Source organism: Streptococcus sp. 27098_8_86 (assembly GCF_041432595.1).
Taxonomy (GTDB): Bacteria; Bacillota; Bacilli; order Lactobacillales; family Streptococcaceae; genus Streptococcus; species Streptococcus pneumoniae_F.
Genome location: NZ_JAPVZW010000019.1, coordinates 1 through 5225, shown reverse-complemented (window position 1 = coordinate 5225; position 5225 = coordinate 1). Strand labels below are relative to the sequence as shown.

The 5225-nt window shown below is 35.8% G+C and carries 8 protein-coding genes; all 8 read right to left on the bottom strand.

All coding sequences use genetic code 11. The annotated features are described in order from the left end of the window. Positions 1 to 103: 103 nt before the first annotated feature. Complete coding sequence (locus tag O3616_RS09890; protein WP_371638778.1) at positions 104 to 556, bottom strand: SMI1/KNR4 family protein; 453 nt, start codon at positions 554 to 556, stop codon at positions 104 to 106. 38 nt (positions 557 to 594) lie between these two features. Further along, on the bottom strand, positions 595 to 978 hold the full coding sequence (imm48, locus tag O3616_RS09885) for an Imm48 family immunity protein (RefSeq protein ID WP_070843097.1): 384 nt from the start codon (positions 976 to 978) through the stop codon (positions 595 to 597). 20 nt (positions 979 to 998) lie between these two features. Then, entirely contained in the window at positions 999 to 1469 is a 471-nt protein-coding gene (locus tag O3616_RS09880; RefSeq protein ID WP_004262752.1) for a hypothetical protein, read from the bottom strand. Between the two features lie 21 nt (positions 1470 to 1490). Then, entirely contained in the window at positions 1491 to 2018 is a 528-nt protein-coding gene (locus O3616_RS09875; protein ID WP_371638777.1) for a hypothetical protein, read from the bottom strand. Between the two features lie 159 nt (positions 2019 to 2177). Next, positions 2178 to 2630, bottom strand: coding sequence for a YrhA family protein (locus O3616_RS09870; RefSeq protein WP_070843096.1), 453 nt, complete (start codon positions 2628 to 2630; stop codon positions 2178 to 2180). A 19-nt stretch (positions 2631 to 2649) separates the two neighbouring features. Continuing rightward, a complete protein-coding gene (locus O3616_RS09865) occupies positions 2650 to 3807 on the bottom strand; it encodes a hypothetical protein (protein ID WP_371638776.1) in 1158 nt (385 codons plus the stop codon). Positions 3808 to 3937: 130 nt separating this feature from the next. Beyond that, positions 3938 to 4309 (bottom strand): immunity 22 family protein, encoded by a 372-nt coding sequence (locus O3616_RS09860; protein WP_254736783.1) that lies wholly within the window; start codon positions 4307 to 4309, stop codon positions 3938 to 3940. Between the two features lie 2 nt (positions 4310 to 4311). Further along, entirely contained in the window at positions 4312 to 5136 is an 825-nt protein-coding gene (locus tag O3616_RS09855) for a hypothetical protein (RefSeq protein WP_371638775.1), read from the bottom strand. Positions 5137 to 5225: the final 89 nt, after the last annotated feature.

Sequence of the window (5225 nt, the reverse complement as noted above, 5' to 3'; positions counted from 1 at the left end):
CTTGTAAAAATCTTATTCTTATCGTATTGAACCATTACTTAAACCTCACATTGGCTGATTCAAGGAATTTATCACTCATAAATAGGATTCCCCTTTTGTATTTCTATGGTTCAGAAATATATAACTTTTCTATAAAATTAGTAAAATTATCTGCCAAAAAGTATACATTTGAATCTACCGACGACTGGTCAAATATAAATGTGTGGTCCCAAAAATAAATTCCTCTATCTTCTCCACTCACAATCATAACAAATAACCCTCCTCCATATTCCGTTCCGAAGACAAATGAATCGTATGGAAGTTCCATTTGATATTCTGAGTTCCAATCCGTTAGACTAAAGTTTTTATTCTCTGAAATACCTAACATTGTTCCAAAAATTACTTCTTCATTTAAATCATCAATAAAAAACGATAAGTACTGCTCTTTAGGAATACCCACATTAACTTTTAATAGAAATTCCTTATAGTCTTCTGGAAGTATTACATTTATTTCTTTTTCTATCTCTGATAGTTCTGAATTTGAGATAGGTCTCTCTAACGATTTAAAATAATACATTCTTTCCTCCATTATTTTCTTCTTAAAGCAAACCCACCTTATTTTATGGATGCCATTATATTATCAAAATCCTCTTTTAGTTGCTCGTATTTCTCATTACTATAGAGATAAAACGCCTCTATTCCTCTATGTATTATTGCATATACAGTTGGATGGAAATTCTTATCTGTGGCATCGATAACAAATTGCGTCATTTGAGTAGCTGCCTCTGGACTATAGCCCAACGCTTCTATTCCAACACGAATCATTGTAACTTGAACATCGATTGGAGAAATGGACTCTTGAATTGCTTTAGCATTTAAAACACCAAATATATAGGAAGCTAAAATTTGCCTATTCATTTCGTCCTTTAGATCAATTTTAACCAATTGGATAATATCATTTGCTATTCTTAATGACTCGCTTACATATTGCTTTTCCATTTATTTCTCCTTATCTCTCCCTATAATACTTTATATTTCCCTTTAGCATAGCCACAGGGAATATAACCCAATCGATATAAAGTATATAAATCATCAAAAAACGGTGAATTTACATTCATACATTCATTCTTTATCGTTAAATATATCGAAATATTAATTATATCAAATCTAATTTGAGGTATCATTGATTCAAATATTTTTTTTTCTTCGACTAAAGCAAACAGTTTTTTTGTAACAATAGGAATAATTCTTTCTTTTGCATCCCTACTCAATTCATTCCATTTTTTGAAAATTTCTCTCTCATTTTTTAATAAATATGCGGTTAGATCACCACGTTGTTCAAGAACAAAATTTTCCCATTTTAAACTTGTGATATTTTTTTCCGCAATGGATAACTTATCTAGCTCTATTATAGGAATATTAGTTTTTCGAGAATTCACTAATAATTTTATACTAGTTAAATTATCAACTACTTCTGAAATTATTTTCATTTTAGATACACACCTTACTACTTACTTAGGAAGATACATTTTATTAGGTATACGTGGTACAAAATCATCAACCATTAAACCATAGGATTCCTGCTGTCTAATTGCTTGAGAGACCGCTTGTTTTGCCTGACTAGGAGTTAAACCTGCTTCTTTTAACGAATTCTCTAGGGCAGAATTATAATCAGATATTGTTGGAATATCACCATATAACTCACCTTTTCTCCTATATTGATCCCAAAATTCTTCTAATGATTTATGAGCTTTATAATGCGGACTACCTATATCCTTACGTATATTTCCTTCTAGTTTTATTGACAGTCCCTCATTTCTAGGAATAACATCTCTAAATGCTGCATCTTGGTTTAAATGATGAGCTTGTCCTGAAATCTCCTTGTTCTTGCGTAATTTTTTGTATGCTTCAACAAGTACACTCTCCTCGGTAACTACTTTTGATCCTAAATAAGTTGTTCTCACCACATCATCCGCATGTTTGCTTGAGAAGTGCATCACATCACGTAAAGTCTTACTCTCAACACCGAAGGCAGGCATTGAGCCCCTACCACCCGCAAAGGCAAATGCCTTTTTACGAATGCCGACTGGGATTCGGGTATCTAATAATTTCTCCCCAAATTTTCCAATGACATTATTGCTCTTAGACAGGATATTGTCAACCTTTGAACCCCATTTTTCTAGAGTTAACTACTAATGCTAGTTCAATGCTGTTTTTAAAACAGATGCCAATAAGTCGTCTAGAGTACTATACTTGTTAACTAGATCTCCTGAAGGTAAATCTAACTCCTTATATACTCTATCAAAAGTATCATAGACATACCAACTCATACCACTCTCACCTAAAAAGAAATAGCTATTGTTACTAGATTCCTCATGCCAAATAATATTCATTTCAAATATATCATAGACATCTTCATCTATAATATCTGGGTTTGTTTTTTGAGAAATACCATACAAAATGAAACCATTAAAATCAATTCCATTTACTTGAGAAAGAAATCTTTTATAATCTTCCATTACTTCATCATTCGGCCAAACGTTATGTTTCTTCATAAGAGCTGAAAAAACAGTATTTGGAACTCCACTATTAACAGAATCTCCGTACTTTTCTTCAATTTCTGAAATTTTTGAAATAAAATTCATCCACATTTTTTATATCTCCTCTATTCTAATTTGGATAAATATTATCTGTAAAGAATGGCCAATCAACTAATTTAGAGTCTCCAACTTCCATACCTTTAACAATATGCCGTTGATAATTAGTTACCACTTTATGATAAGGATCATTCTTTATTAAGACAAGATTCTCAAAACTATTTGTTCCACTATCATCTAATGGCAACTGATGATGAACTTGGTAACCTTTAGGAACTAAACCATCTGCTAATTTTTGTATATCGGACTCACTGAATCCCAACTCTCGTAATTTATCAGTATCTTTGGAAATATCCTTTAAAAATTCTTTTCGAACAGTTAAGTCAAATTCTCTTCTTAATTTTTGATATTCTTCTCTAGCTCTTTTAACATACTCGATTTCTTTCAAGGAAATATTGGGTATCTCAACATTTTCTCCACGTAGAGTCCAAGAAAATCCTCCTCTGGAGCTCGAAAGTTTTGAATAAGCATCCCGAGCTTTATCCTTAAAATACTGAATGACCTCACCGACTTTTGGCTGATGACCTACTCTACCTACACCAGCTAAAACTTCGCTTCCTACTGAGAAAGGAAGCTCTTTCTTCAGTAGATTTTTGGTGAAACGCTTGATGTTATCATCGCCCTTCGCAAGAATCCTGTCAACCTTTGATCTCCATTTTTCAACATTTGCGAGAATTCTTGCTTTGGTACTGTTCTTGGCTAACTGAATCATCTCAGCTGCCTTAGCTCCTAGCTTGGTCCCCTTAGCCATCTTACCTACAGCTGCTGGGCCGACAAAAAGACTGGCAATCTCAAAGGTCAAGCCTCCTGCATCATAGGCATCCATATGGGTAACTTTATCCCAGAGGGCTTTTCCTGTCTCCTGAGCACGATAAGCTGCCTTATCCGCATAGCTGGCATTGGGATCCTGGCCACGCATAGCTGCTCCTGGATCCGTCAGAGCAGTGTAAGTTCCTACTCCTAACTCCGCAAGGCTAGACAGGTTATCTGCCGTCCCTTGCAAGTCCCGCTTCATCCACTCTGGAGTTTGACCTCCTGTTAAGCGATTGACACCATCAATACTGGCAATACCAATGATCTGAGTCAAATCTACAGCTCCGATGGCAGTCTCTGAAACCATACTTCCAGCTGCACCAATAAAACCTTCCGCAAACAGGAGTGTATCTTTCATCTCTTGAGGAAGCGGTAGATTCCGTGTGCCCTCAACGACATCTCCCCACCAGGAACCAATCTCATTCGAGCGATCCTTCAGCCAGGCTTGGATGGGGTGATGATGTGCCAGAATTCCTTATATGCTACGCTTAGTAATCGTATTCTGCGATACCAATAAACTCTAATGTCCCAGAACCATTGTTACTTACTTTTAATTCTTCTTTAGAATAATCAAAATCATAAATCAAAACAATTGTATTATAGGTTGATGATATTTTAGGAAACTGCATAATAATCTCTTCATCGTATGAGAAACCTTCAAGCAAAACATCAATATTATTTTCAGAAACATCAACCCAATCTTTTTCAACTAAATCTCTATCGTAGTACGACAAATGAAAGTCTGTCTCAAATTCTGAAGAAACGCTATCCCCATCCTCTTTATATGAAATTTTGAAGTATTCTTGAAATTCTTCTTGACTGGCAAAATTACCAAGCCATAACGATACTTTTTGTTTCATTTTTAATACCTTCTCAACCCTTCTGGTAAATCTAAAATTCCATTTTTCATTCTTCGACTTGCCCATTCATTTAATCTGTGTGCAAATTCCTCATAATCGTATGACGAATCAATGATTTTTAATATCTCATTATGAGCTTTTGTAGAGCCCCGTCCTCCATGTACTCCACGAGGATTTATGAACTGCACATCTTCAATTAAACTTCTCATTTCTTTGATATCATCCATGGAAACTCCCCATTTTTTAAATTGAGGAGTCCGAGAAACAAGATGCCATTCATGGTAACCACCTGGTCTTCTTATTCTATCTTCGATTTTTTTACGTAATTCTGGGATTTCCCATAATTTCTCTAGTTCTTCTGGAGCTAAATTATCAAACCACTCATTAAATTTACCATTTTTAACTGTTGGAATAATATCATCATAGAAGCGCTCCGCCTTCCCAGAACCACCTACACCTCTTGCTGCATCATCCGCATGTTTGCTAGAGAAGTGCATCACATCACGCAGAGTCTTACTCTCAACGCTGAAGGTAGGGGTAGGCATTGAGCCCATACCTCCCGCAAAGGCAATTGCCTCTTTACGAATACCAACTGGGATTCGGGTATCTAATAGTTTCTCCCCAAATTTTCCAATGACATTATTGCTCTTCGCTAGGATATTGTCAACCTTTGAACCCCATTTTTCAACATTTGCGAGAATTCTTGCCTTGGTACTGTTCTTGGCTAACTGAATCATCTCAGCTGCCTTAGCTCCTAACTTGGTCCCCTTAGCCATCTTACCTACAGCTGCTGGACCGACAAAAAGACTGGCAATCTCAAAGGTCAAGCCTCCTGCATCATAGCATCCATATGGGTAACTTTATCCCAGAGGGCTTTTCCTGTCTCCTGAGCACGATAAGCTGCCTTATCCGCATA

What these genes read in the sequence shown, in the direction of transcription:
- O3616_RS09890 (WP_371638778.1), bottom strand. Translation starts at nt 556, where the DNA reads ATGTATTATTTTAAATCGTTAGAGAGACCTATCTCAAATTCAGAACTA.
- imm48 (WP_070843097.1), bottom strand. Translation starts at nt 978, where the DNA reads ATGGAAAAGCAATATGTAAGCGAGTCATTAAGAATAGCAAATGATATT.
- O3616_RS09880 (WP_004262752.1), bottom strand. Translation starts at nt 1,469, where the DNA reads ATGAAAATAATTTCAGAAGTAGTTGATAATTTAACTAGTATAAAATTA.
- O3616_RS09875 (WP_371638777.1), bottom strand. Translation starts at nt 2,018, where the DNA reads ATGCCTGCCTTCGGTGTTGAGAGTAAGACTTTACGTGATGTGATGCAC.
- O3616_RS09870 (WP_070843096.1), bottom strand. Translation starts at nt 2,630, where the DNA reads ATGTGGATGAATTTTATTTCAAAAATTTCAGAAATTGAAGAAAAGTAC.
- O3616_RS09865 (WP_371638776.1), bottom strand. Translation starts at nt 3,807, where the DNA reads ATGAAAGATACACTCCTGTTTGCGGAAGGTTTTATTGGTGCAGCTGGA.
- O3616_RS09860 (WP_254736783.1), bottom strand. Translation starts at nt 4,309, where the DNA reads ATGAAACAAAAAGTATCGTTATGGCTTGGTAATTTTGCCAGTCAAGAA.